The 25,489-nt window shown below is 72.1% G+C and carries 19 protein-coding genes and 1 tRNA gene; 1 reads left to right on the top strand and 19 read right to left on the bottom strand.

What is annotated here, in order from left to right; genetic code table 11:
- Window positions 1-118: 118 nt before the first annotated feature.
- The 14 genes from OG509_RS20885 to bldG form a co-directional block, all read right to left on the bottom strand.
- Window positions 119-676, bottom strand: coding sequence for a hypothetical protein (locus OG509_RS20885; RefSeq protein ID WP_073797929.1), 558 nt, complete (start codon window positions 674-676; stop codon window positions 119-121).
- Between the two features lie 133 nt (window positions 677-809).
- A complete protein-coding gene (locus OG509_RS20880; protein WP_406183968.1) occupies window positions 810-2,141 on the bottom strand; it encodes a hypothetical protein in 1,332 nt (443 codons plus the stop codon).
- On the bottom strand, window positions 2,138-3,403 hold the full coding sequence (locus OG509_RS20875; RefSeq protein ID WP_406183966.1) for a hypothetical protein: 1,266 nt from the start codon (window positions 3,401-3,403) through the stop codon (window positions 2,138-2,140). The genes OG509_RS20880 and OG509_RS20875 overlap by 4 nt, the downstream gene beginning before the upstream one ends.
- 556 nt (window positions 3,404-3,959) lie before the next feature.
- A tRNA-Thr gene (locus tag OG509_RS20870) sits at window positions 3,960-4,033 on the bottom strand.
- Between the two features lie 137 nt (window positions 4,034-4,170).
- Window positions 4,171-5,739 carry an alpha/beta hydrolase gene (locus tag OG509_RS20865; RefSeq protein ID WP_406183965.1) on the bottom strand — a complete coding sequence of 523 codons (1,569 nt, stop codon included), beginning with the start codon at window positions 5,737-5,739 and terminating at the stop codon, window positions 4,171-4,173.
- 171 nt (window positions 5,740-5,910) lie between these two features.
- Window positions 5,911-7,122 (bottom strand): DNA polymerase III subunit delta', encoded by a 1,212-nt coding sequence (locus OG509_RS20860; RefSeq protein WP_406183964.1) that lies wholly within the window; start codon window positions 7,120-7,122, stop codon window positions 5,911-5,913.
- 113 nt (window positions 7,123-7,235) lie between these two features.
- On the bottom strand, window positions 7,236-10,526 hold the full coding sequence (gene tmk, locus OG509_RS20855) for a dTMP kinase (protein ID WP_406183962.1): 3,291 nt from the start codon (window positions 10,524-10,526) through the stop codon (window positions 7,236-7,238).
- 133 nt (window positions 10,527-10,659) lie between these two features.
- A complete protein-coding gene (gene topA, locus OG509_RS20850) occupies window positions 10,660-13,482 on the bottom strand; it encodes a type I DNA topoisomerase (RefSeq protein WP_406183961.1) in 2,823 nt (940 codons plus the stop codon).
- A gap of 326 nt (window positions 13,483-13,808) precedes the next feature.
- Window positions 13,809-14,006 carry a hypothetical protein gene (locus OG509_RS20845; RefSeq protein WP_385573619.1) on the bottom strand — a complete coding sequence of 66 codons (198 nt, stop codon included), beginning with the start codon at window positions 14,004-14,006 and terminating at the stop codon, window positions 13,809-13,811.
- Between the two features lie 260 nt (window positions 14,007-14,266).
- Window positions 14,267-15,772, bottom strand: a complete 1,506-nt coding sequence (locus OG509_RS20840; protein WP_406183959.1) for a methyltransferase — start codon at window positions 15,770-15,772, stop codon at window positions 14,267-14,269.
- 155 nt (window positions 15,773-15,927) lie between these two features.
- Entirely contained in the window at window positions 15,928-16,494 is a 567-nt protein-coding gene (locus OG509_RS20835) for a small secreted protein (protein WP_406183957.1), read from the bottom strand.
- 172 nt (window positions 16,495-16,666) lie between these two features.
- A complete protein-coding gene (locus tag OG509_RS20830) occupies window positions 16,667-19,075 on the bottom strand; it encodes a sodium-translocating pyrophosphatase (protein WP_406183956.1) in 2,409 nt (802 codons plus the stop codon).
- 262 nt (window positions 19,076-19,337) lie between these two features.
- Window positions 19,338-19,778: an ATP-binding protein gene (locus OG509_RS20825; protein ID WP_385573631.1), complete on the bottom strand. Its 441-nt coding sequence runs from the start codon at window positions 19,776-19,778 to the stop codon at window positions 19,338-19,340.
- A 119-nt stretch (window positions 19,779-19,897) separates the two neighbouring features.
- Window positions 19,898-20,239, bottom strand: coding sequence for an anti-sigma factor antagonist BldG (gene bldG, locus OG509_RS20820; protein WP_030152678.1), 342 nt, complete (start codon window positions 20,237-20,239; stop codon window positions 19,898-19,900).
- Between the two features lie 81 nt (window positions 20,240-20,320).
- Here bldG and OG509_RS20815 point away from each other — a divergent pair, with 81 nt between their 5' ends.
- Window positions 20,321-22,774 carry a DEAD/DEAH box helicase gene (locus OG509_RS20815; protein ID WP_406183953.1) on the top strand — a complete coding sequence of 818 codons (2,454 nt, stop codon included), beginning with the start codon at window positions 20,321-20,323 and terminating at the stop codon, window positions 22,772-22,774.
- Here OG509_RS20815 and OG509_RS20810 read toward each other — a convergent pair.
- The 5 genes from OG509_RS20810 to OG509_RS20790 all read right to left on the bottom strand — a co-directional run bounded on the left by OG509_RS20810 (window position 22,740) and on the right by OG509_RS20790 (window position 25,485).
- Window positions 22,740-23,156 (bottom strand): Rv3654c family TadE-like protein, encoded by a 417-nt coding sequence (locus OG509_RS20810; protein WP_406183951.1) that lies wholly within the window; start codon window positions 23,154-23,156, stop codon window positions 22,740-22,742. The two genes, OG509_RS20815 and OG509_RS20810, sit on opposite strands and share 35 nt — an antisense overlap.
- Window positions 23,153-23,530, bottom strand: a complete 378-nt coding sequence (locus tag OG509_RS20805; RefSeq protein WP_403733385.1) for a TadE family type IV pilus minor pilin — start codon at window positions 23,528-23,530, stop codon at window positions 23,153-23,155. The genes OG509_RS20810 and OG509_RS20805 overlap by 4 nt, the downstream gene beginning before the upstream one ends.
- Window positions 23,517-23,714 carry a DUF4244 domain-containing protein gene (locus OG509_RS20800; RefSeq protein ID WP_327132988.1) on the bottom strand — a complete coding sequence of 66 codons (198 nt, stop codon included), beginning with the start codon at window positions 23,712-23,714 and terminating at the stop codon, window positions 23,517-23,519. Before OG509_RS20800 ends, OG509_RS20805 begins: the two co-directional genes overlap by 14 nt.
- A 119-nt stretch (window positions 23,715-23,833) precedes the next feature.
- Complete coding sequence (locus OG509_RS20795) at window positions 23,834-24,610, bottom strand: type II secretion system F family protein (protein ID WP_406183949.1); 777 nt, start codon at window positions 24,608-24,610, stop codon at window positions 23,834-23,836.
- Window positions 24,610-25,485: a type II secretion system F family protein gene (locus OG509_RS20790; RefSeq protein ID WP_406187639.1), complete on the bottom strand. Its 876-nt coding sequence runs from the start codon at window positions 25,483-25,485 to the stop codon at window positions 24,610-24,612. The genes OG509_RS20795 and OG509_RS20790 overlap by 1 nt, the downstream gene beginning before the upstream one ends.
- Between the last annotated feature and the right edge of the window lie 4 nt (window positions 25,486-25,489).

Here is a 25,489-nt window from a genome sequence, read left to right as displayed (position 1 = left end):
GGCGAAGCCGGCCACGATGTGCCCCGTACGTAAAGGGCATGAAAAACCCCAGGTCACGGCGAGTGAGTCCTGGGGTTAATCCGAGCCGCTTTCGGGATTCGCAAGCAGCTCCACGTCTTCAGTTCTCACTCCAGTCGAGGCCGAAACGGTTGAGGTTGCCGAGATCTCGCAATCGCTCGGTGCGCTGGGCGATGAGTTCTCGAATCCGACGTGCCAGGGCGTCGCGCATGACCGTCCACGCATCCTGCTGCCTGTCCGGAACGACCGGTATCTGACGACGCAACTCCCGTTCGACATCGTCGCCGCGCGCGTGGGCCCACTGACCGTCCTGCTGCCAATGGATCACCGATGAGCGGCTGATCGCGTTCCGTAAGGAGCCGACGTTGTACCGGTAGCCCAGCTGTTTGAGGCAATAGTCCATCGCGTCGATCGTCAGGGGCCTGCCCGCCGCAATGAGGACAAGGCGGCTGGCCTCTTCGAGGTTCCGCGGGCCTGGCAGCGGGCCATGCCTGTACAGGGCGTACAACCCGCTGCCGGCCCAGCAGAAACGCCGGTCGGGAGAGAGAACCGCGTTCGCCGTCGACCTCCCCAGCTTGCGGCCGTAGTCGCGCTCTGCCAGACGCACGAAGTCCAGGACATGGACGGGCGCGCGGACAGAACAGGCAATCGCGTACATGATTTCCGCATTCCCCATCCTTCGCGGCCCACCGCATCCGCAGCGCCCCTTCTCCCATGGGGCCAAGGGGGACCCACACAAGCGGCAAACGCCCAGACTCATGCCTCCCCTCCGGTCCCGACACGGCCGGAACTCACCCTTCGCTCCAATCCGGAGACGTCGTCACCGAACCGGCCACGACGGGGCCGATGTCTTCTTCTGTGTCGGGTCCGACCGCGTCGAGATAGCGGGCAACCGCCTGCTCGTCGATGGTCTCCAGGTTGTCGCCCGAGGCGGCCTCGATGAGACCGTGCGCCTTGCGCAGCACATCGCGCGGCTTGCGGTTCGACCGGCTGAACAGGGCCGCCACGGCGGCGGGGGTGAAGGGGTGGACGTCGACGGACGCCCGGTCAGCCTTCTTCCGAGCCGCGTCGAGGTATTTCGTGAGCAGCTTGACGGCCGAGGGAAGATCCCGCAGAGCCGGCAACACCACGATCCGGTGCTTGTTGGCCTCGGAGATCTCAAAGGTCGGGAGGTCCGCGAGTTCCCACGCCGTGCCGATGGTGAGGGCAGCCCGCGGATGCATGGTCACCACGATGCTAAGCATGTCGGCCATGGGCAGCGTCTCAAGGATGATGTCGCGAAAGCGCTCGGTTTCCAGATCACGTTTGGCCTTTGCCGTAGTGGTGCTCGCGAGGTCCTCCAGTTGGTCGCAGCAGAGCAGCACGTGCTTCATCCCGGCAGCCGCCGCGAAGAGGAGGAACGTGGCGAGATACACCGATCCGTTGCGAGTCCGCGAAGCAGGCTTGACCTTGTCGAGGTAGTCCCTCGCCACGGTCGGGTCGGAGTCGCACAGGGCGAGGATGAGTTTGTCGTCGGGCGGCCCGAGGGTGCGGCCCCGCAGATCCCGGTGTTCATTGATGACGAACTTTGCCAACGTCTGCGGATCTTCGGCCGCGGTGCGCCCCACGAGCGCCCGCCGAAGGCGCTGGGCAAGGGTGAGGTCCCCATCATGCGCCCGGAAGTCGGTCGCGTACTCGACGGCAGTGAACAGGGCCGCGCTGAGGGAGCGGATCTGGGCGGTGTCGAAGCTGGTCAGCAGCCCACAGATCGGCACTTCATCGGCGTCTTCCTCATCGAGTCCGCAACTGAGGTAGGCCGTACGGCCAAAGTCCTCGTTGAGGCTCCCGGTGAGATGCTGCATCAGCACGGACTTACCAAAGCCGCGAGCGTCCGAGTCTCCCGGCCCGGTGCCGGTCGACCACAGGTAGCCGAACCGAAGGCCCGAGAACGCTGTGCCCAGCACGAACTTCTCGATGGTCTCCTGAAGTTTGTCCGCATTCACATCCGGCTCGTAGAGGAGCCCGTTCTCGCGCTCGTCGCTGCCACCGAGCCGGGCGATTCCGGTGGTCGGGAAGGGGTTGTTACGCAGCCCCCACTGCTTCTTCAGCCAGACGGGGCCCGCTGTGCGGGGGACGATGGTCATCGGTTTCGAGTCTCCTCGGTGATGTCGGTGGTCGCGGTGGTGACGTCCGGTGCGATGCTGATGACGTTGAACACCCGGCGGAGGCCACTCGCGCTGGGGATGACGAGCGGCTTGGTAGAGGCGGGGGCGACCCTCAGCGACGCCTGATCGAGGTGAATGCTCAGGCCGAGGCCCTGATGCTCGCCGGCCAGCGCCTCCCGAAGCGCCCGATCGAACTCGTCGTCGCTGATCCGCTGTTTCCAGCAGACCGCGGCTCGTAGCTGCCAGACGGGGAGGTACATGCCCCCAGCCCCATCGGCGCGCTGGTCGCGCCAGACCGCCCAGGTACCGTCGAGAGCGGCCCGCCGGACGTCCTTTCCGACGCGACGGCTGATCACTACGCTGTCGCCGCTGCCCGTCACCGTGGCGGTCGACCAAAGCCTCAAAGCCGGTGGACCAGGGGCGTAGTAACTGAAGTTGGCCAGACCGAGAAACCGGGTCCATCTGCGCAGCAGCTCGTGACTGATGTAGTCCATTTTGCAGCCCGCAGCGCTGAAGGCCACACGAGTCATGGCCTCCTCGCAGGTGACAGCGAACTGCTTGCGGCTGATCGCCTTCTGCCGAGCCTGCGCCCTCTCCTCGAACCGCCGGACGTAACTGCGGACGCTTCCACTGATGACCTCGGGCTCTTCGGTCCAACCGAGAGAACCTCGCAGCGCGGCGTCCGCGGCGAACTGGACGAAGTCCTCGAGATAGGCGCCATTGGTCCGATATTCCATGGCGTTGAACTTCAGGAGCGGGACTGTGAGATGGGCGGCAACGCTGTCCGGACGCGCGCCGATCAGGCGCAGGAACCCCTCGAACTGCGGGTGGGTTGCGACCAGCACGCCGGTAAGTGCGTTGTAAGCAGCTCGACGGTCCACGGCAACGAGCTGGGCCCAGCCCTCGCCGGCCCGGGTAAGCCGGAACGTAGAATCAGCATGCGCAAAAGCGGAGTTGGGGCCGGACGGCAGGATGTGCCGTTCCACCCATCCCAGCCGCATGAGCTCCTTTAGCACGTCGACGGTGTTGTGAACGTGCTTCTTGATGTCCGCCTTCGCCCGCTCCCACTTGTGCGGAGAGTAGGAGCCGTCCATGTCGCTCTCGCGCGCCACATCCGCCGCCCGTTGGACCAGGGCCCGTCGGACCTGCTCGAACGTCGCCCCATTGGCTACCTGACCGATGGCGACCTCTATGTACGCGAGATCCTGCAGCCGCGGGATTCCGGATCCCCCGACACTCATCCCTGCCCTCCGTGACATGCGGCGGGCAGGGTGACGCGGAGTCGAGCGGCGCACATCGGAACGATGCCGCTCGCAGGGCTCCGCGAGGTGAAACGACGGGTGGGATGCATCGGCGCTCCGAGACAGGCGAGGACGGTCAGATGTCACTCAATGTCGCCGCAATGCACTCACGCCACAAGGGAGTTGCTTGTATCGGCGTTCTCATGGGGCATGAGGGCGCCCACATCTTTATATAGCCCGCCGATTCGCGCACACGTGCCCCCGGAAGCACTGTCGGCCGGCCTGGTGGCTGGCTCGCTCGACTCGCAGCACGGCTGGCGCCACCACAGGCTGCGGCCACACTCGGATCGATGCCAAATGCGACCAGGCCGGGGATGTGCCGTCGATTCGGGGAAGGGGCCTGCCGACCGACCCCGGCCCGTTCCTGATCTCCGGAGGCGCCCCGCTCACGCAGCGCTCACGCACGGGGTTTCGATGCCCGGCCGCTGCACGCCCCCATGGGTAAAGGGCATGAAAAAGCCCCAGGTCACGGCGAGTGAGTCCTGGGGCTGATCCGAGCCGCCTTCGGGATTCGAACCCGAGACCTACGCATTACGAGTGCGTTGCTCTGGCCAACTGAGCTAAGGCGGCACCGCTGGGTAGACAAGCGTTCCCTTGGAGAGGAGCTCTCATCAGCAGCGGCGCCAAGTCTACAGGCTCGAACGGGGTGCCCCGAACCGCATTGCGTGGGGGTCGGACATGTCTCGCATATGGGGTGGATCAGGGCGTCAGCTGCACTTCTTGCCGTCCTGTGGCGCGGTGCCCTGCAGGAGGTACGTGTTGATCGCCGTGTCGATGCAGGAGCTGCCACGGCCGTACGCCGTGTGGCCGTCGCCGTCGTACGTGAGCAGGACTCCCGAGTCGAGCTGCTGCGCCAGTGCCTGGGCCCACTTGTACGGGGTCGCCGGGTCGCGGACCGTGCCGACCACCACGATCGGCGGGGCCCCCTTCGCGGTCAGGGCGCGGGCCTCGCCGGTGGCCTTGACCGGCCAGTACGCACAGTTCAGCGAGGCCCAGGCGAGGCCCGCGCCGAACACCGGGGAGGCCTTCTCGAAGGAGGGCAGGGCCGCATCCACTGCCTCCGGGCCGGCGAAGGCGGGCGGCTGGTCGAGGCAGTTCACCGCGGCGTTCGCGAACATCAGGTTCGCGTACTTCCCGTCCGGCTCGCGCTCGTAGTAGCTGTCGGCGAGGCCGAGCAGGCCGGACCCGTCGCCGTTCATCGCCGCCGTCAGCGCCTCCCGCAGCTGCGGCCACGCGCTCTCGTCGTACAGCGCCGCGATCACCCCGGTCGTGGCGAGGGACTCGCCCAGGGGGCGGGCCGGATCACCGCTGGGCACCGGCTGGGCGTCGACCTTGCGGAAGAACTCCTGGAGACGATCGGCCACCGCCTCCGGGCTGCCCTTGCCGAGCGGGCAGTCGGACTGCTTCACGCAGTCCTTGGCGAAGGAGCGCAGGGCCGTCTCGAAGCCCCCGGTCTGGTCCCGGTTCATTTCGAGCGCCGGACGGGAGGGATCCATCGCGCCGTCCAGGACGAGGCGGCCGACCCGGCCGGGGAAGAGCTCCGCGTACGTCGCACCGAGCAGGGTGCCGTACGAGGCGCCGACGTACGTCAGCTTCTCGTCGCCCAGCACCGCGCGCAGCATGTCCATGTCGCGGGCCGCCTCGACGGTGGAGACGTGCGGCAGGACCCGCTGCGAGCGGGCCTTGCAGCCGTCGGCGAACTCCTTGAACGCGGTCACCAGCTCGGCCCGCTCCGCCGCGTTGTCCGGCGTCTGGTCCACCTGCGTGAACTTGTCCATCTCCGGTCCCGTCAGGCACTGCACCGGACTGCTGCGGTCCACCCCGCGCGGGTCGAAGGAGACCATGTCGTACTGGGCACGGACGGGTGCCGGGTAGCCGATGCCCGCGTACGCCTGGAGGTACCCGATGCCGGAACCGCCCGGTCCGCCCGGGTTGACCACCAGCGAGCCCAGCCGCTTGCCGGGGCCGGTGGCCTGACGGCGGGCCACGGCGATGTCCACGTCCTGCCCGGACTCGGGGTGCGCGTAGTCAAGCGGGGCCTTCATCGTGGCGCACTGGAACCCGGGGACACCGCAGTCGCGCCAGTTCAGCTTCTGCTCGTAGTACGGGCGCAGCGCAGCCGGGACCGCGGTCGGAGCCGCCGGCAGCGCGGCACCCCCGGACGAGGAGGCAGCCGCCCGCGGGCCCCCCGAACCGTCCGAGGTGCACCCGGAGAGCAGCAGCCCGGCGGCTGCGATCACGGTTCCGGTGGTACGCAGCAGGCGACTGGTGTCCATTCCCGGAGCCTACGGCCTGCCGGGCAGCCCGGCCGGGCGGGCGCACGCCGACCGGCCGCCCGCCGCACCGTGGCGCACCGCAGGCCCGCCCGGAGCCCGCGCTCCGCAGCCCCACCTCGCCGGATCGCTCATACGGGTGAAGCGGTCAACGCGGGCGGGGCGCCGGCTCGCTCAGCCCGCGCGCAGGGACATCGTCATCGCCTCGACTGCGAGGAGCGGGGCCACGTTGCGGTCCAGCGCATCGCGGCAGGCGATGATCGCCTCGATCCGGCGCAGGGTGCGCTCCGGTCCGGACGCGCGGGCGATCCGGTCGAGGTCGGCCCGTATCTCCTCGTTGGCGATCGCCAGCGAAGTGCCGAGCTGGAGCGCCAGCACGTCGCGGTAGAAGCCGGTGAGGTCGGTCAGCGCCAGGTCGAGGGTGTCGCGCTGGGTACGGGTACGGCGGCGCTTCTGCCGGTCTTCGAGCTCCTTCATCACGCCCGCCGTGCCGCGCGGCATGCGCCCGCCGGTGCCGGCTCCGGCGCCGAGCGCGGCCCGCAGGTCCTCGGTCTCCTTCGTGTCGACCTCCTCGGCGACCTGCTTGGCATCCTCGGCGGCGGCGTCGACCAGCTCCTGGGCGGCCTTGAGGCAGCCGCCCACGTCGTCGATGCGGAGCGGGAGCTTCAGCACGGCGGCCCGGCGGGCCCGGGCGGTCTCGTCGGTGGCGAGTCGGCGGGCCCGGTCGATGTGCCCCTGCGTCGCACGCGCGACGGCCGCGGCGACGGAAGGCTCGATGCCGTCGCGCCGGACCAGGACATCGGCGACGGCGGCGACCGGCGGGGTGCGCAGGGTCAGATGCCTGCAGCGGGAGCGGATGGTGGGCAGCACATCCTCCAGCGAGGGCGCGCACAGCAGCCACACGGTCCGCGGAGCGGGCTCCTCCACGGCCTTGAGGAGCACATTGCCCGCGCCCTCGGTCAGCCGGTCGGCGTCCTCCAGGACGATGACCTGCCAGCGGCCCACGGCCGGGGAGAGCTGCGCCCGGCGGACCAGGTCGCGCGTCTCCTTCACGCCGATGGACAGCAGATCGGTACGGACGATCTCCACATCGGCGTGCGTGCCGACCAGGGTGGTGTGGCAGCCGTCGCAGAACCCGCAGCCCGGCTCGCCCCCGAGGGCGCGGTCCGGGCTGGTGCACTGGAGCGCGGCCGCGAAGGCCCGGGCGGCGGTGGCCCGCCCGGAGCCGGGCGGGCCGGTGAACAGCCAGGCGTGGGTCATCTTGGACGCGGTGGGCTGCGCCGCCCCGGTCTCGACGGCGGTGACCAGGGCGTCGGCGTCACGAGCGGCGGCGGCCAGCTGCGCCTGCACCCGCTCCTGTCCCACCAGGTCGTCCCATACGGGCATCCCGCCCACCGCCTTTCACCGGCCGTCGTTGCCTTGGCCGTCCGTACCGCTCGTCCTGCTCCTGCCGCTCCTGCGCCTGCCCCCAGTGTGGCGTGCGCCACTGACAATCCCCGTCAGCGGCGGCGCGGACCGCCCTCTTCGTCCTCGTCGTCCCGGCGCGGGCCGAGCAGCTCGTCCGCCAGGGTCGGCAGGTCGTCCAGCGGGGTCTCCTCGGCCCAGGCGGGCCGCGGCCGGCTCGGCCGGCCCTGCCCGTCCTCCTGCCCCTGCCCGCCTGGACGGCCGTCGGCGCCGAAGACCGGCAGCTCGCGGGTCGCGTCCTCGCCGCCATCCCGGAAGATGCCCGGCGGCACCCGGTCGGCCGGGCTCTCCTGCGGACGCCGGGCCGTCGGCCGCGTGGCGGACCGGGCCTGGCCGGACGGGGCCTGACCGGCCTGGCCGCTCGTACGGGACGGCCGTACGGGCGGCAGGACCGCCGTCTCGTCGGTCGGACCGGATGCCGGTACGGGCGGCAGGACCGCCGTCTCGTCCGCCGGGCCGGCCTGCGCGACGGCGGGCAGGACCGAGGTCTCCGCCGCCGGGTCGATCTTCGGCACCGGGACCGTCTGCGTCACGTCGTCCGGCTGGACGACCCGCTTGACCAGCGGGGTTTCCACCGTCACGGCGTCGTCCGGCAGCGGCTCCTTGGTCATCGGCACCTTGGGGGCGGGAGCCGCGGGAGCCGCGGGAGCCGCGGGAGCCGGCGCAGGGGCCGGAGCGGGCGCCGCAGCCGGAGCCGCGGCAGGAGCCGAAGCCGCCGCCGCGGCCTGCGCGGCCGCCGCTGCCGCCGAGGCCTCCACCTGCCGGCGCGCCTCCTCGGCCCGCAGCAGGGCCTCCTCGGCACGCCGCTGCTTCTCCAGCCGCCGCTCCTCGGCCTCGGCGCGCAGCCGGGCCTCCTCCTCGGCCTGCTTGCGCAGCCGCTCCTGCTCCGCCGCGCGGGCCTTCTCCTCGGCCTCCGCGCGCAGCCGCTCGGCCTCGGCCCGGGCGCGGGCCTCCTCCTCGGCGCGCAGCCGCTCCTCCTCCGCCTTGCGGGCGGCCTCGGCCTCGGCCTTGATCCGGGCGGCTTCCGCCTCGGCCTTCAGCCGGGCTTCCTCCGCCACGCGCAGCCGCTCCTGCTCCGCCTTGCGCGCCGCCTCTTCCTCGGCCCTGCGCCGGGCGTCCTCCTCGGCCTTGCGCCGGGCCTCGGCCTGGGCGGCCACCTCGGCCTCCGAGAGCGGGAGCATCCGGTCCAGGCGGTGGCGTACGACCGTGCTCACGGACTCCGGGTCCTGCCCGGCGTCGACCACCAGGTAGCGCCCGGGGTCGGCCGCGGCCAGCGTCAGGAACCCGGCCCGCACCCGCTGGTGGAACTCGGCCGGCTCCGACTCGAGCCGGTCCGGCGCCTCGGTGAACCGCTCGCGGGCCGCCTCCGGCGATACGTCGAGCAGCACGGTCAGGTTCGGGACGAGCCCGTCGGTGGCCCAGCGCGAGATCCGGGCGATCTCGGTCGGGGACAGGTCGCGGCCGGCGCCCTGGTAGGCCACCGAGGAGTCGATGTAGCGGTCGGAGATGACGACCGCGCCGCGCTCCAGGGCGGGCCGGACGACGGTATCCACGTGCTCCGCGCGGTCGGCGGCGTACAGCAGGGCCTCGGCGCGGTTCGACAGCCCGGCCGAAGAGACGTCGAGCAGGATCGAGCGGAGCCGCTTGCCGACCGGGGTGGCCCCCGGCTCGCGGGTCACGACGACCTCGTGGCCCTTGCCCCGTATCCAGTCGGCCAGGGCCTCGACCTGGGTGGACTTACCGGCTCCGTCCCCGCCCTCCAGGGCGATGAAGAACCCGGCGTCGGACGCCGCCTGCACCGGCTCCCCGCCGCGCAGCGCCTCGCGCAGATCGCGGCGCAGCGGTACGCCGCTGCGGTCGTCGGCCTTGGTGAGGACCACGACGGCGACGGGCAGCAGCAGGGCGCCGACCAGCATCAGGGTGAACGCGGCCCCGCCGTGTGCGAAGACCACGTCCCCGGCGGCCAGCCGGTGCGGGCCGATCGCCGCGGCCAGGAGCGGGGCGAGGACGGCTCCGACGCCCACGGCCACCCGCACGACGGCCTGCAGGTGCTCGGTGACCCGGGCCCGGCGGAACTCCTCGGTCTCCTGGTCGAGCAGGGTGTGCCCGGTGTTGGCGGCCACGCCCGCGGCGGTGCCGGCGAGCAGAGACAGGAACAGCACGGTCGCCGTGTCCGGGACCAGCCCGGTCAGCAGCAGCGCGAGCCCGGTCACCGCGATGGCCAGGGCGAGCAGCCGGCGCCGGGACAGCGCGGGCAGCACCTTGCCGGCCTGGGTGGCGCGGATGCCGAGGGCGGTGCCGCCGAGCAGGGCCAGGACGAGCAGGGAGAAGGTGGCGGGGCCGCCGCCCAGGTCGAAGGCGTGCAGGACGGCGACGGCGGCCGCACTGGCCACGGCTCCCGCGACGGCGGCGCAGGCCAGGACGAGCAGCGGAATGGCCCCCGTACGGCCCTTCTCCGGGCGGTCCCCCGTCTTGGGGGCCCGCAGGCCCTCCAGCGGCGAACGCGGGCGCGGGGTCTTCGCCCCGGGCAGCACCAGCGGGAGCAGCAGCGAGACGGACGCCGCGAAGAGGCCGGAGGCCACGTACGAGCCGAGGGCGGCCTGGTTCTCGGCGAACCAGTCCACGCCGAGGCCGAGGGCCTTGCCGACCAGGGTCGCGGCGAGCAGCACGGCGGCGGCGACGGGCAGCGCGGCGAAGGACGTACGCAGGTTCAGCCGGCGCAGCGCGTCGAGGTGGTCCGGCAGCGGCCGTACGGTCGCCCCCTCGGGCGGCGGCGCGGGCAGCAGGGCGGGAGCCGCGCTGTCCTTGGCGAGGGTCCAGAGGCGCTCGGCGACGCCGGAGACGAAGACGGTGGCCAGCAGCGCGGTCAGCGCGTGGGCCGGGATCCAGTCGAGCCAGAGCGGGGCGACGACGAACAGGCCGAGCCTGATCCCGTCGGCGCCGATCATCGTCCAGCGGCGGTCCAGCTTGCCGCCGGCCTCCTTCGGGGCGAGGAGCCCCGCCAGCGGACCGAGCAGGACGGCGCCGAAGAGCAGGGTGGCGAGGATCCGGACGCCGAAGACGGCGGCGACGGTGAGGGCCCAGCCCTGGTAGCCGCCGCCGAAGGTCTCTTCGGAGACGGCCGTCTGGAAGGCCAGCAGCACCAGCACCAGCAGGGCGAGGGCATCGCCGATGCCGCTCACCAGCTGGGCGCTCCACAGCCGGCGCAGCCTGGGGGTGCGCAGCAGGGCACGCACCGCGCGCTCGCGGGAATCCGCGGCGAGGGCTTCGTCGTAGGTGGGGTTCGCGGGGGCGGTCACGACCGTTGGCTGCTCGGCTCGCGTCATCCGCCCAGCCTATCCGCTGCGCTCGGCCGCTGAGGAGCCTGTGGATAACCGTCCGGTGTGACCCCGGCCCCACTTCGGCCGGACGGCGCCGGGCCCGTGCGATTGCGCACGGGCCCGGAACACCCCTGCCCTGCTAGTCGTCCGACGACGGGGCGGACGCGGCCGCCTTCTTCGCGACCGTCTTCTTGGCCGTCGTCGTCTTCTTCGCGGCGGTCTTCTTCGCCGTCGTCGTCTTCTTCGCCGCGGCGGTCTTCGTCGCCGTGGCCTTCTTCGCGGGCGCCTTCTTGGCCGGGGCCTTCTTCGCCGTCTTCTTGGCCGGGGCCTTCGCGCGCTTCTCCGCCAGCAGCTCGTAGCCGCGCTCCGGCGTGATCGTCTCGACGTCGTCGTCCCGCCGCAGCGTCGCGTTCGTCTCGCCGTCCGTCACGTACGGACCGAAGCGGCCGTCCTTGACCACCACCGGCTTCTCGCTGACCGGGTCCGTGCCCAGCTCCTTCAGCGGCGGCTTCGCCGCGGCGCGCCCCCGCTGCTTCGGCTGGGCGTAGATCGCGAGCGCCTCGTCCAGGGTGATCGAGAACAGCTGGTCCTCGGTCTCCAGCGACCGCGAGTCCGTGCCCTTCTTCAGGTACGGGCCGTAGCGGCCGTTCTGGGCCGTGATCTCCACGCCCTCCGCGTCCGCGCCCACGACCCGGGGGAGGGACATCAGGCGCAGCGCGTCGTCCAGCGTGACCGTGTCGAGGCTCATCGACTTGAACAGCGAGGCCGTCCGCGGCTTCACCGCGTTCTTGCCCGTCTTCGGCGTGCCCTCGGGCAGGATCTCCGTCACGTACGGCCCGTAACGACCGTCCTTCGCGACGATTTCGTTCCCGCTCACCGGGTCCTTGCCCAGCTCGAACTCGCCGCTCGGCTTCGCGAAGAGCTCCTCCGCGTACTCGACGGTCAGCTCGTCCGGCGCCAGGTCGTCCGGCACGTCGGCCCGCTGGTGGCCCTCCGCGTCCTTCTCCCCGCGCTCGACGTACGGCCCGTAGCGGCCGACGCGCAGCACGATGCTCTCGCCGACCGGGAAGGAGGAGATCTCCCGGGCGTCGATCGCGCCGAGGTCCGTGACCAGCTCCTTCAGGCCGCCGAGGTGGTCGCCGTCGGCCGGTACGACCTCCGACGCGTCCTCGGAGCCGAAGTAGAACCGCTTCAGCCACGGCACGGACTGGGCCTCGCCCCGCGCGATGCGGTCGAGGTCGTCCTCCATCTTCGCGGTGAAGTCGTAGTCGACGAGCCGCCCGAAGTGCGTCTCCAGCAGGTTGACCACGGCGAACGACAGGAAGGACGGCACGAGCGCCGTGCCCTTCTTGAAGACGTATCCGCGGTCCAGGATCGTGCCGATGATCGACGCGTACGTCGACGGGCGGCCGATCTCCCGCTCCTCCAGCTCCTTGACCAGCGAGGCCTCGGTGTAGCGGGCCGGCGGCTTGGTCGAGTGGCCGTCCGCCGTGATCTCCTCGGCCGACAGCGCGTCGCCCTCCGCGACCTGCGGCAGCCGCTTCTCGCGGTCGTCGAGCTCGGCGTTCGGGTCGTCCGCGCCCTCGACGTACGCCTTCATGAACCCGTGGAAGGTGATCGTCTTGCCGGAGGCGGTGAACTCGGCATCGCGGCCGTCCGACGCGCGGCCGCCGATCTTGACGGTGACCGAGTTGCCGACCGCGTCCTTCATCTGGGAGGCGACGGTCCGCTTCCAGATGAGCTCGTACAGGCGGAACTGGTCGCCGGTCAGACCCGTCTCGGCCGGGGTGCGGAAACGATCACCCGAGGGGCGGATCGCCTCGTGCGCCTCCTGCGCGTTCTTGACCTTCCCCGCGTAGACGCGCGGCTTCTCCGGCAGGTAGTCGGCGCCGTAGAGCTGCGTGACCTGCGCCCGCGCCGCCGACACCGCGGTGTCGGAGAGCGTGGTGGAGTCCGTACGCATGTAGGTGATGAAGCCGTTCTCGTACAGCTTCTGCGCCACTTGCATCGTCGCCTTCGCGCCGAAGCCCAGCTTGCGCGAGGCCTCCTGCTGGAGGGTCGTCGTGCGGAACGGGGCGTACGGGGAGCGGCGGTACGGCTTGGACTCGACCGAGCGGACGGCGAACGAGGTGTCCGCCAGCGCGGCGGCCAGCGCCCGCGCGTTCGCCTCGTCGAGGTGCAGCACCTCGCTCTTGAGCTGCCCGGTCGAGCCGAAGTCGCGGCCCTGAGCGACGCGCTTGCCGTCCACCGTGTTCAGGCGGGCGACGAGCGTCGAGGGGTCGGAGGCGTCACCGGCGCGGCCGGTGGAGAAGGTTCCGGTCAGGTCCCAGTACTCGGCGGAGCGGAAGGCGATGCGCTCGCGCTCCCGCTCGACGACGAGGCGGGTGGCCACGGACTGGACGCGGCCTGCCGACAGCCTCGGCATGACCTTCTTCCACAGGACCGGCGAGACCTCGTAGCCGTAGAGGCGGTCGAGGATGCGGCGGGTCTCCTGGGCGTCGACCATGCGCTGGTTCAGCTCGCGCGGGTTGGCGACGGCGTCGCGGATCGCGTCCTTGGTGATCTCGTGGAAGACCATCCGGTGGACGGGGACCTTGGGCTTGAGGACTTCCTGCAGGTGCCACGCGATGGCTTCGCCCTCGCGGTCCTCATCGGTGGCGAGGAAGAGTTCGTCGGACTCGGCCAGCAGCTCCTTGAGCTTCCTGACCTGGGCCTTCTTGTCGGCATTGACGACGTAGATCGGCTGGAAGTCGTGTTCGACGTCCACGCCGAGGCGGCGGACCTCGCCCGTGTACTTGTCGGGGACCTCGGCGGCGCCGTTCGGGAGGTCGCGAATGTGCCCGACGCTCGCCTCGACGACGTATCCCGGGCCGAGGTAGCCCTTGATCGTCTTCGCCTTGGCAGGGGACTCGACGATGACGAGTCGGCGGCCGCCCTTTGCGGTCTCGCTAGTCGGGGACAACTTGGCTCTTCTCTCCGGTCGGCACTCGGTCGCGGTACGGCGACGCTGCGGAGTGTGACGGTACAACCCGCCCCCGTGTCAAACGGCAGAAGCCCGCAACGGCCACTCGAACGGTAACCCGACAAGTGCCATTTCTGCCGCCCGGATACCGCGCCGGACCCGTAGCGATCACCGGGCCGAGTGGCCAGGGGGCCGTCTGGCCCCGCCCCCGCACCCCCTCTGACGTCCTGTTCACGACGCACATCCGCGCGGGTCGGCGCGCCGGTGACCGGTCGGTCGCCGGGCCTCTGATCAGGCTCTGATCAGGTTCGCGACCGGGCCCGCGGTCACCGTCGTACGAGGCACCAGACTCCGAGCGCCAGGGAGGTCCCGGACGCGAGGAGCGCCAGCGGAACGGCCACCGCGGGGCGCACACCATCAGCCACTGGCGCCCGGCGCGCCGCGCACGCCCCCGTCCAGCCCAGCAGAGCCGTTCCGAACAGCAGGAACACGGTCGCCGCGAAGATCGCCGGACCGCTCTCCATGCCGTTCCCCCCTTACTCCCGCCTGCTCACGGGCCGCTCTCCGGGTCCCGTACGGATCCCTCCGGATCCCCGTGGCCGGCTCGCGGCCGTACCCCTGCGCGAGAGCCTCCCACGCGCTGCGTAACGGCCTGCGAACCCCGGGTTACATGACGGTTTCGGCCACGGCCGGACGCCTCGGACGAGACCGCCGACCGGGCCGCCGAGGCGACCGGTGGAGTGGCCGGCGGAAGGGACGGCCGGGGGCCGACCGGGGGGGCCGGTCAGCCTTCGGCCGGCTCCAGGAATCCCTGCTCGACCAGGACCCGGATCGCCTCCGGAGTCCGGTCCCGCAGCACGACGGGATCCTCCTGCACCAGGTGCGCGATCGCGTCCAGGATCCGGCCCGCCGTGAGTGAGCCGTCACACACTCCGGCGAAGCCCGCCCCGACCGTGTCGACCTTGGTCGCCCGCCGCATCCCGCGGTTCTGCCGGAGCACCACGTGCTCCGGGTCCTCCGCGCCGGGCGCGCCGACCTGCTCCTGGACGACCTCCGCCGCCAGCACGAAGCGGGCCTCCAGCAGGGCCGCGTCGTCGTGGTCGCGCAGGTAGTCCTGCCGGGCGAAGTGGGCCACGACGGCGTCGCCGAGCGGCTGCTCCACCGAGTGCGGCCACTCCTCGACCACGACGGAGGGCTCCGCCACGTCGCTGCGGCGCAGCGTGATCCACCCGAAGCCGACGGCCTTGGTCTTGCGGGCCTCGAACTCGTCCAGCCAGTCCTCGTACCGCCGCGCGTACTCGGCGGGGTCGGTGCGGTGGTCGCCCGCGTCGCGCAGCCACAGCTCCGCGTACTGCGTGACGTCCTGCACGTCACGCTGCACGATCCAGGCGTCGCAGCCGCGCGGCACCCAGGCGCGGACCCGGTCGTGCCAGTCCTCGCCCTCCACGTGCTGCCAGTTGCCGAGGAACTGCGCGTACCCGCCCGGGTTGAGGTGCGCGCCGGCCTCCTGGACGAGGGTCCGGCACAGGTCGTCGCCGCCCATCCCGCCGTCGCGGTACGTCAGCCGGGCGCCGGGAGAGATCACGAACGGCGGATTCGACACGATCAGGTCGTACGTGGCCTCGCCGACCGGCTCGAACAGCGACCCCAAGAGCAGCTCGGCCTCCTGGGCGCCGGACAGCGCCAGGGTCAGCCGGGTGAACTCCAGGGCCCGGGGGTTGACGTCGGTGGCGGTGACCCGGGTGGCGTGCCGGGCGGCGTGCAGGGCCTGGATGCCGGATCCGGTGCCGAGGTCGAGGGCGCTGCCGACCGGGGTGCGGACGGTGATCCCGGCCAGGGTGGTGGACGCCCCGCCGACGCCGAGGACGACCCCCTCCTCGCGGCTGCCGATCCCGCCGGCGCCGCCGACGGCGCAGCCGAGGTCGGAGACGATGAACCAGTCCTCGCCGTCGGGTCCGCCGTACGGGCGCACGTCGACGGTGGCGTGCAGCTCATCGCCCTCCCGGCGCAGCCATCCGTCGGCCAGCGCCGCTTCGACGGGCAGCGCCCGGGCGGCGTTCTCGTACGGCTCCGGCTGCTGGAGCAGGAACAGCCGGACCAGGCTCGCGAGCGGGCCGTCGCCGGAGCCGCGCGTGGCGCGCAGGGCGGGGACCGTCTCGCTGCGGGCCAGCGCGGCGTAGGCGGGGGCGCCGAGCAGGTCGAGCAGGCCGTCGGCGGTAAAGCCGGCGGCGAGCAGGGCCGTGCGGAGTTCGGCGGCGCGGTCGGGCGAGGGAAGGCTGGTGGTACTCACCGGTCCATTGTGTCGGCTGCCGCCGCCGATGCGTATGCCGCGCGGCCGCTGATGCCGACGATGCATGCGCCAGGGCGGCCGGGTTCCTCGGAATCCGGCCGCCCTGGTCCGCGTACCGCTGCCGCGTCCGCCGGCAACGGCGCCCGCGGGCTACCTCACTTCGCCGACGGCGACGGCGCCGCGACCTGGCAGCCCTTCTGGCTGTTCATCGCCTTGTCCAGGCCGCCGGCCTTGAGCGTGCTGAGCGCGTTCTTGCCGCCCTGAGTGGCCGCTTCGAGTCCGCCGGCCACTTCCTTGAGGCCCTCGGCGAACTTCGTCTGGTCCTTCGGGTCCAGGCCTTCCATCTTCGCCTTCAGGTCGGCGTAGCCCTTGGACGATTCCTCGAAGCCCTTGATCGCCGTGCCCTGCGTCGTCTGGCCGTCCTTGACCGGCGGAACTCCCCCCTCCTGCAGGGCGGTCCCCATCGCCTTGTACGACGCGGACATGGTGCCGAACGCCGCCGAGTCGGTCGTCTGCACTTCTTCGGGCTTGCTGCTCTCGGTCGCCACCCGCTTGATGTCCGCGTTGGCGGTCTCGATCTTCTTCAGCTCCGGCTGCCACTTGTCGCAGACCTTCTTGGCCCAGGCGTTGGCCTTGTCGTCCGTCTCATCGCCGCCACAGCCGGACAGCACGAGCATCAGTACCGCACCGCCGGACACTGCGGCCGCAAACTTCTTGTTCACCGGATTGGTCCCTTCGAAGGCTCTCGGCCCGGAAGATACACGCCCGCCATCCGGGCACGCAGAAAGGCGGACAGACGGCGCGTCAGTCCGCGCCGCCTGTCCGCCGTTCGGTCGTATCTTCGAGTCCTCGGGCCGGTCGGCCCACAGGTCCCTGTGAGGGTCACCCCTCGGGTCAGGAAACCGCCGCGGGATCGGCCTGCTGGGCCACCCGCTCGGCGGGCGCGCCCTCGCCTTCGCTGTCGTCCCCGACCGTGATGCCGCGGCGCTTGGAGATGTACACCGCGCCGATGATGACGGCGATGGCCAGGGCCGCGACGATCGCGCGCACGGTGGCGCTCGTGTCGGGGCCGTAGCTGAACTGCACGACCGCCGGGGCGATCAGCAGCGCCACCAGGTTCATGACCTTGAGGAGCGGGTTGATCGCGGGCCCGGCGGTGTCCTTGAACGGGTCGCCGACCGTGTCACCGATGACGACGGCCGCGTGGGCCTCGCTGCCCTTGCCGCCGTGGTGGCCGTCCTCGACGAGCTTCTTCGCGTTGTCCCACGCGCCGCCGGAGTTGGCAAGGAAGACCGCCATCAGGGTGCCGGTGCCGATGGCGCCCGCGAGGAACGAGCCGAGCGCGCCGACGCCGAGCGAGAACCCGACGGCGATCGGGGTGAGGACCGCGAGCAGGCCGGGGGTGGCGAGCTCGCGCAGCGCGTCCTTGGTGCAGATGTCGACGACGCGCCCGTACTCGGGCTTCTCGGAGTAGTCCATGATCCCGGGGTGCTCGCGGAACTGGCGGCGCACCTCGTAGACGACGGCGCCCGCGGAGCGGGAGACGGCGTTGATGGCGAGGCCGGAGAACAGGAACACGACCGCCGCGCCCAGGATCAGCCCGACGAGGTTGTTGGGCTGTGCGATGTCCAGGCTGAGGTTCATCTCCCCGGCCTTGGCGCCGACCTCCTTGACCGCGGTGGCGATCGCGTCGTTGTACGAGCCGAAGAGCGCCGCCGCGGCGAGCACGGCCGTGGCGATGGCGATGCCCTTGGTGATGGCCTTGGTGGTGTTGCCCACGGCGTCGAGGTCGGTCAGGACCTGCGCACCGGCGCCCTCGACGTCGCCGGACATCTCGGCGATGCCCTGGGCGTTGTCGGAGACGGGCCCGAAGGTGTCCATGGCGACGATGACGCCGACGGTGGTGAGCAGGCCGGTGCCGGCCAGGGCCACGGCGAAGAGCGCGAGCAGGATCGACGTGCCGCCGAGCAGGAACGCCCCGTACACGCCGAGGCCGATGAGCAGCGCCGTGTAGACGGCGGACTCCAGGCCGACGGAGATGCCGGCGAGGACGACGGTGGCCGCGCCGGTCAGGGAGGACTTGCCGATGTCCCGGACGGGACGGCGGTTGGTCTCGGTGAAGTAGCCGGTCAGCTGCTGGATCAGGGCCGCGAGCAGGATGCCGATCGCCACGGCGACGAGCGCCAGGATGCGCGGGTCGCCGGAGTGGTTGGTGATCGCGGGGTTCTCGACGCCGAGGAGGTCCTTGTAGCTGGACGGCAGGTAGACGAAGACGGCGATCGCTACCAGGATCAGCGAGATCACGGCGGAGATGAAGAAGCCGCGGTTGATGGCCGTCATTCCGCTCCGGTCGGAGCGGCGCGGGGAGACCGCGAAGATGCCGATCATGGCGGTGATGACGCCGATCGCGGGGACGATCAGCGGGAAGGCGAGGCCGAGGTCGCCGAAGGCGGCCTTGCCGAGGATCAGCGCGGCCACGAGGGTGACGGCGTACGACTCGAAGAGGTCGGCCGCCATACCGGCGCAGTCGCCGACGTTGTCGCCCACATTGTCGGCGATGGTCGCGGCATTGCGCGGGTCGTCCTCCGGAATGCCCTGCTCGACCTTGCCGACCAGGTCGGCGCCGACGTCGGCGGCCTTGGTGAAGATGCCGCCGCCGACGCGCATGAACATCGCGATCAGGGCGGCGCCGAGGCCGAAGCCCTCCAGGACCTTGGGGGCGTCGGCGGCGTAGACCAGGACGACGCAGGAGGCGCCGAACAGGCCGAGGCCGACGGTGAACATGCCGACGACGCCGCCGGTGCGGAAGGCGATCCGCATGGCCTTGTGCGAGACGTCGGTGAGGTCCTTGGCGGGCTCGCCCTCGGCGGGGGTGGCCTCGCGCGCGGCGGCGGCGACGCGCACGTTGGCTCGGACCGCGAGGCGCATGCCGATGTAGCCGGTGGCCGCCGAGAAGATGGCGCCCACGAGGAAGAAGGCGGAACGTCCCGCCCGCTGGGTCCAGTCGTCGGCGGGGAGCAGGAAGAGCAGGAAGAACACGACGACGGCGAAGATCCCGAGGGTGCGCAGCTGCCGGCCGAGGTAGGCGTTGGCGCCTTCCTGGACCGCGGCGGCGATTTTCTTCATGCTGTCGGTTCCCTCGTCCGCGGCGAGAACCTGGCGGACCAGGATCTGCGCGACGACGAGTGCGGCAAGTGCCACGGCCGCGATCACCATGACGATGAGCCGATTGTCATCGGTGAGTACGGCTGCTGCCAGATCGGAGTTTCCGATCGGCGCGTTGGGGGTGAAGAGCCCCGTCATTCGTCCTCCTTGACGTGATGAGCTCAAGATGTGGACGGATTGTAGGTAGCTCTTCCCGATCAAAACAGTGCGCAGGAAACGGAATTGGCCTGCTCTTGCTCCTCAGCAATAGATCGCGTCACTCCACTACCCCCCGAAAGAAGTAATGGGGCAAAGGCATTGACGCCTGATCATTGATCTAGGAAATGCCGCGGGAGTATGAAAAAAGGCCCTGCTCAGCAGGGCCTTGATGAAGATCGGAAGAATCTCCGAACCGGTGGGACTACGGGAGATCGGACCCGCCGGACACGGGCCAGCTCATCCGGATGGTCCCGCCCGCCTCCCCGCTCGTCACCTCGACGTCGTCGACGAGCCCGCTGATCACCGCGAGGCCCATCTCGTCCTCGGTGTCGGTGTCCGGGTCCAGGGCGGCGTCGATGCCGGGCACGGCGCCCTCCGGGCCGCCGGCCGGTCCGGGCACCTCGTCGCCGACCTCGATGGAGAACAGCTTCTCCTCCTCGGTCAGGACCACCCGGACGGGCGCGGTCAGCCCGTTGCTGAGATGCAGACCGACGGCGCGCGAGCAGGCCTCGCCCACGGCGAGGCGGACCTCGTCGAGCACGGCTTCGTCCACGCCGGCCCGCCGCGCCACGGCGGCCGCGACGAGGCGGGCCGTCCGGACGTGTTCGGGCTGGGCGCTGAAGCGCAGTTCAACGGTGGCCATGCGCGTCCCCCTCGGACTACGGGCGTGCCTTACAGGGGCCCGGACCGCTGTCGGCCCGCGCCCCCGCTCCTCTTCGGGTCCCCCCGCGGCGCCTCGCGGCGCCGCAGAGGGTGAAACCGTCAGTCGGTGGCTGCGACGGCGTCTTCCACCGTCGTGTGGATCGGGAAGACCTTCGTCAGGCCGGTGATGCGGAAAATCTTCAGGATGCGCTCCTGGTTGCACACCAGACGCAGCGAGCCCTCGTGTGCACGGACGCGCTTGAGACCTCCCACGAGCACACCAAGCCCGGTGGAGTCGAGGAAGTCCACTCGCTCCATGTCGACAACCAGGTGGTAGCTGCCGTCGTTCACCAACTCGACCAACTGCTCGCGCAGCTTGGGCGCGGTATACACATCAATCTCGCCACCGACCTCCACGACCGTGCGGTCGCCGACAGTGCGAGTCGACAGGGACAGGTCCACGGATCCTCCAGCACCTTGCTATCGAGCGGCGCCCCCCAGGGGCCTCCCCACCCGTAGGCAGGGGAGGGATTGGCTGCCGCAATGGCATTCAATCACTTACCGGCAGGCGCGCACGACGCCTTCCGACCATTGTCCCGCACGCCGGTGACACACTCGGTTCCAATGGCCAATACTCACCGTCCCGGTCGGCCCACGGCACCCGAGGACCCTCGACCCACCCCCGGCACGGTTCTGGACCGGCTCTCACGGGGGCCTTCTCGAGCTGCGCGCATCACCCATACGGAGCACTTGCCCCCTCGGGAGGGCCGTCATGCAGTCTGGCCCGACCGCATCCGAACGGATGTCGTAGCCGCGATCCGGGCAGCGGGCATCGAACATCCGTGGGAGCACCAGGCCGCGGCCGCCGAGCACGCTCTGGACGGCGAGTCGGTGGTCGTCGCCACCGGGACCGCCTCGGGCAAGTCGCTGGCCTACCTCGCGCCCGTGCTCTCGGCCCTCGCGGACGGTGCGCAGGCCCCCAACGGCAGGGGTGCGACCGCCCTCTACCTGGCCCCGACCAAGGCCCTGGCGGCCGACCAGCGGCGCGCCGTACGAGAGCTGGCCGGGCCCCTGGGCAACGCGATCCGGCCCGCGGTCTACGACGGCGACACGCCGGTGGAAGAACGCGAATGGGTGCGCCAGTACGCGAACTACGTGCTCACCAACCCCGACATGCTGCACCGGGGGATCCTGCCCGCCCATCCCCGCTGGTCCTCCTTCCTGCGCGCGCTGCGCTACGTGGTCATCGACGAGTGCCACACCTACCGGGGCGTATTCGGCTCCCACGTGGCCCAGGTACTGCGCCGCCTGCGGCGGCTGTGCGCCCGCTACGGCGCCGATCCGGTCTTCCTGCTGGCCTCGGCCACCGCGAGCGACCCGGCGGCCGCAGCGTCCCGGCTGACGGGCGTGCCGGTCGTGGAGGTCGCCGACGACGCCTCCCCCCGCGGCGAGGTCGTCTTCGCCCTGTGGGAGCCGCCGCTGACCGACCTGCGGGGCGAGAAGGGCGCCCCGGTGCGCCGTACCGCCACGGCCGAGACCGCCGAGCTGCTGACCGACCTGGTCGTCCAGGGGGTCCGTACGGTCGCCTTCGTCCGCTCCCGGCGCGGCGCGGAGCTGATCTCGGTGATCGCCCAGGAACGGCTGGCCGAGGTGGACCGTTCCCTGCCCCGGCGGGTCGCGGCCTACCGGGGCGGCTACCTGCCCGAGGAGCGCCGGGCCCTGGAGCGGGCCCTGCACTCCGGCGAGCTTCTCGGCCTGGCCGCCACCACCGCCCTGGAGCTGGGCGTGGACGTCTCGGGGCTGGACGCCGTCCTGATCACCGGGTACCCGGGCACCCGGGCCTCCCTGTGGCAGCAGGCGGGCCGGGCCGGGCGCTCGGGGCAGGGCGCCCTGGCCGTGCTGATCGCCCGGGACGACCCGCTCGACACGTACCTGGTCCACCATCCGGATGCCCTGTTCCGCCGGCCGGTGGAGGCCACGGTGCTGGATCCGGACAACCCGTACGTCCTGGCCCCGCACCTGTGCGCGGCCGCCGCCGAGCTCCCGCTGACGGAGCCGGACCTCGCCCTGTTCGGCCCGGCGGCCGCTGAACTGATCCCGCAGCTGGAGGCCGCCAAGCTGCTGCGCCGCCGGGCCACGGCCTGGCACTGGACCCGCCGGGAGCGGGCCTCGGACCTGACCGACATCCGCGGCGGGGGCGGCCACCCGGTGCAGATCGTCGAGGCGGCCACCGGGCGCCTGCTGGGCACCGTCGACGAGTCGGCGGCCCACACCTCCGTCCACGAAGGGGCGGTCCACCTCCACCAGGGCCGCACCTATCTGGTGAAGCAGCTGGACCTGGAGGACTCGGTGGCGCTGGTCGAGGAGGCCGATCCGCCGTTCTCGACCACCGCACGCGACACCACCTCCATCTCCGTCCTGGAGACCGAGACCGAGATCCCGTGGGGCCCGGCCCGGCTCTGCTTCGGCTCCGTCGAGGTGACCAACCAGGTCGTCTCGTACCTGCGCCGCAAACTGATCACCGGCGAGGTGCTCGGCGAGGCCAAGCTGGACCTGCCGCCGCGCACCCTGCGCACCAGGGCCGTGTGGTGGACGGTGACCGAGGACCAGCTCGACGAGGCCCGGATCAACCCGGAGATCCTCGGCGGCGCCCTGCACGCCGCCGAGCACGCCTCCATCGGCCTGCTCCCGCTGTTCGCCACCTGCGACCGCTGGGACATCGGCGGGGTCTCCGTCCCGCTGCATCCCGACACCCTCCTCCCGACCGTGTTCGTCTACGACGGCCACCCCGGCGGCGCCGGCTTCGCGGAGCGGGCCTTCCACACGGCCCGCGCCTGGCTGACCGCGACCCGCGACGCGATCGCCGCCTGCGAATGCGAGGCCGGCTGCCCGTCCTGCATCCAGTCCCCCAAGTGCGGCAACGGCAACGACCCCCTCCACAAACGCGGCGCGATCCGCCTCCTCACCCGCCTGCTGTCCGAGGCCCCGCCTGCCTGAGCGCCTCGTACGAGAACCCCGGTTCGGTCAGGCGCCGGTCGGGGGTGGGCACGGGCGGGCCCGCTCGGGTGCTGATCGTCGGGGCGAAGGGGCCCGTCGCGGGACGGGCCGCCACCTCGGCCACCTCGCCCTGGACGGTGCAGGCGGTCACCGCCGCGCTCTGGGCCCCGGCGACGCGGCGGGCCGCGGCGCAGGCGGCCTCGGGGCCGTGGGTCCAGGTCGCAGCCGCCGCCAGGGCCGCCAGGTCGGCAGCCGCCGCCGCACGGTGGCGGGCCACCACGGCCTGGCCGAGCAGCAGCACCCCGCCGAACACCGCCCCCAGCACCGTCGCCACCAGCGCGGCCCACACCGTCGCCGACCCCCGGTCCCGACCCCGGCTCATGGCGGCGGCCCCACGCTGTCCTCGGCCAGGGCCACCGCCTGGGCCCCGAGCCGCACCGGCAGCCCGCCCGGGCCCGGCGCCGGCGCCGACACCCGGACCCGCCACAGGTCCCCCTCCCGCTCCAGCCCCACCTCCGCCCCCGCCGGGGCGGCCGCCCGGGCCGCCGCCTCCGCCACGCCCGGCGGCTCCGAGCGGGCCGCCGCCCGGGCTCCGGCCCGGGCCGCGTCCACACACCGGATCTGCGCGGCCGCCGCCATCAGCGCCCACACCAGCAGCGCCGCGAAGAGCACCAGCGCGGGAATCACCAGGGCGGCCTCGGCCGTCACATATCCCCGGTCACCCGGTCCCCCGTGCTTTTTCTCAGAACGGCACATCGAGTGCCTTCCCGATGGTCGACTGAAGTGCTGTGGAGACCACGTCACTCGTCACCACCTTGTACAGAACCGCCGCGAATGCACATGCCGCGATCGTGCCCATGGCGTATTCCGAAGTGGACATGCCCGCGTCGTTCGCACGACCGCTCATCGCCGACCGCAGGCGAAACCAGATGATCCTCATGACAACCTCCTGTTGATTCGGGTTCTTGACGTGATCTCAGTGGTGATCCGAGTGGTGTTTCCAGGCGCCGAGTTGAGGGCCGACGCGAGAGCCGAGTAACGGAAGTTGCTGCTGTGACTTCAGGTGGCAGAGAGAAGGCCGGAGGCCATTCCGATCACCACCGGGGCCACTCCGACCGCGAGAAACGCGGGGAGGAAACACAGCCCCACCGGAGCGGTGACGAGCACCGCCGCCCGCTGCGCCCGGGCTCCTGCCTGCCGGGCGCGGTCCTCGCGCAGGGCCGTCGCCAGGCGGGAGACCGGCTCGGCGGCCGGGGCTCCCGTCCGGGCGGCCCGCTCCAGACATTCCGCGAGCACCCCCGCGCCCGCTATCTCCGCCAACCTCCCCCACGCGGCGCCCGGTTCGCCGCCGAGCCGCAGCTCCGCCCCGGCCAGCGCCAGCCGCTCGCCGACCGGACCGCCCAGTGATTCACCCACCACCTCGGCGGCCTCCACGGGCCCCGCACCGGCCGCGAGGCACGCGGCCAACAGATCGGCCGCGAAGGGGAGCTGGCGCTCCGCGTCCCTCGGATCCACCCCGGCCGGCGGCCGCGCCCGCCGCTGCCAGCGCCACACCCCGAGCGCCGCCCCGCAGCCGGCCAGCACTCCCGGCACCCCGCCGACCAGCACCCAGGCCGCCAGCAGCGCCCCCGCCGGGCCCGCCCACACCGTCACCGCCGCCCGTATTCCGGGTCCGAACACCGGCGCCCGACGCTCCGGTTGCGCCGACATCAGCGCGGTGATCCTGCGCCGGGCCGCCCGCGCCCGGACCTGGGCCGCCACCGCCGAAGCCGTGCACGCCACCGCCACCGCGAGGCACAACGCCATCCCCAGCCCGTGGACCACGAATCCGCCCATCACCGCTCCCCCGCCCGTACGATCCGCCGGCACCACAGCAGCCCCAGCACTTCCAGCACCCCGCCCGCCAGCAGACAGCCCCACCCGACCGGGGTGTGCAGCAGCACGCGCAGCGGGTCCGCTCCGAGCCCGGTGCCGATCAACAGGCCGACCAGCGGCAGCAGGGCCAGCACCGCCGTGGTCGATCTGGCACCCGCCAACTGGGCCCGCAGGGACTCCTGCCGGTCCCGCTCGGCCCGCAACGCCCCCTCCAGCCGGTCCAGTCCGGCTGCGAGCCCCGCGCCCCCGTCCACCGAGATGGACCAACAGGCGGCCATCCCGGCCAGTCCTTCCGCACCGGGCTCCCGCGACGCCTGCCGCAACGCCGCGGGGACGTCCCCGCCGAACGCCGCGGCGGCCAGCACCGCCGCCTCCGCCGGGCCGGGACCGCCCGGACCCGTGGCCGTCCGCCGCAGCGCCGCCGTCAGCGCCTGTCCGGGCTGCGCCCCCGCCCGCAGCTCGCCCACCGCCGCTCCGCACAGCGCGATCACCCCGGCGGCCCGGGCACCCCGCTCCCGCTCCCGCTGCCGGACCCGCAGCCACCGCCGCACCAGCGGCACCGCCGCCGCGCCCGCCACCAGCGGGATCACCGACGTGCCCAGCAGCGCGACCACGAGCCCGATCCCGAGGCAGGACCACTCCCGCCACCGCGCGGCCCGTACCCGCACCGCGATCAGCAGCCGCTCCCGGTGCACCGGACCGCGGGGCACCACGGGCCCGCCCCCGGCCAGCACCACCCGCGCCCGCCGGGACACCCGGTCTCCCCCGGCCAGCGCCCAGGCGGCCGTCCCCGCGCAGAGCACCCCGGCGAACAGCGGCACCGGCACCGCCGCCACCCCG

This window comes from Streptomyces sp. NBC_01006, assembly GCF_045162725.1.
GTDB lineage: Bacteria > Actinomycetota > Actinomycetes > Streptomycetales > Streptomycetaceae > Streptomyces.
This window is presented reverse-complemented; position numbering and strand designations above follow the sequence as displayed.